At 72.6% G+C, this 702-nt stretch carries 1 pseudogene; it reads right to left on the bottom strand.

Annotation, left to right across the window (positions count from 1 at the left end):
• Window positions 1–702, bottom strand: a pseudogene (locus tag QSK45_RS38075) (2-oxoacid:acceptor oxidoreductase subunit alpha); the annotation flags it as partial.

The raw sequence follows: 702 nt of genomic DNA, 5'->3' as shown, positions 1-702 counted from the left end.
GCGGACCATGAAGTCGTGGTTGGCCGGGTCGTAGGAGATGTCGCCCGTGCCGTCCTGCTTCTCGATGCCGCCGATGCGGTGCTCCAGGCCGGGGGTGCCGGGGACCGCCCAGGGCCGGGCGAGGGTCACCGGATCGCGGAGGTAGGGCCAGAACTCGTCGCCGTGGTTGGGGGTGGTGGCGAACTCGACCCGCAGGTCCGGGAGTTCGTCCGGCTCGGGGATGCGCCAGGGCTCGGAGCCGTTGGCGAGGTAGCCGTCGGAGAGCAGGAAGACGGGGGTGCGGTAGGCGAGGGCGATGCGGGCGGCGTCGAGGGCGGCGGTGAAGCACTCGCCCGGGGTGGCGGGCGCGACGACCGGCACCGGCGCCTCGCCGTTGCGCCCGTACATCGCCTGCAACAGGTCCGCCTGCTCGGTCTTGGTCGGCAGGCCGGTGGACGGACCGCCCCGCTGGATGTCCACGATCACCAGCGGCAGTTCCAGGGAGACCGCGAGCCCGATCGTCTCCGACTTCAGCGCCACGCCCGGCCCCGAGGTGGTGGTCACCGCCAGCGACCCCCCGAAGGAGGCGCCCAGCGCGGCGCCGATCGCGGCGATCTCGTCCTCGGCCTGGAAGGTCCGCACGCCGAAGTTCTTGTGCCGGCTCAGCTCGTGCAGGATGTCCGAGGCCGGGGTGATCGGGTACGAGCCCAGGAACAGCGGCAG

The sequence above is a fragment of the Streptomyces hygroscopicus subsp. hygroscopicus genome (assembly GCF_030269125.1).
Lineage (GTDB): Bacteria > Actinomycetota > Actinomycetes > Streptomycetales > Streptomycetaceae > Streptomyces > Streptomyces hygroscopicus_C.
Note: the sequence above shows the minus strand (reverse complement) of the source record. Positions and strands in the feature narration are given on the sequence as shown.